Source organism: Glutamicibacter sp. AOP12-B1-11 (assembly GCF_052379245.1).
GTDB lineage: Bacteria > Actinomycetota > Actinomycetes > Actinomycetales > Micrococcaceae > Glutamicibacter.
In genome coordinates this window covers 1-280 of sequence record NZ_JBQSYL010000105.1, presented here as the reverse complement: position 1 = coordinate 280, position 280 = coordinate 1, and the positions used below count along the sequence as shown (strand labels likewise).

At 61.8% G+C, this 280-nt stretch carries 1 pseudogene; it reads right to left on the bottom strand.

The features are described 5' to 3' along the window. Positions 1-280, bottom strand: a pseudogene (locus ACT3UQ_RS19790) (choline oxidase); the annotation flags it as partial.

Genomic DNA, 280 nt, shown 5'->3' with positions numbered 1-280 from the left:
ACCCCTCGACTTCGCATGCGTGACATTCGGAGTCAGGCAGAAGGTGTTCTCCCCGGTCGGATACCCCTGGCGCAGCGTATGCATATCAAAAGGCACCGAACCATAGTGGAACATCAGATCCGGACGATCCAGCCCCTCGCGGGTGGGGGTGAAGATCCCGATCTCCCACCACTGAGTCGATTCGCTGACCATGGGCTGCTTCGCCTCCCACTGGATCACCCCTTCGGGGTGGTCCTGCAAATGCTCACCCACCCCCGGCGCGTCCACCAGCACCTCGACA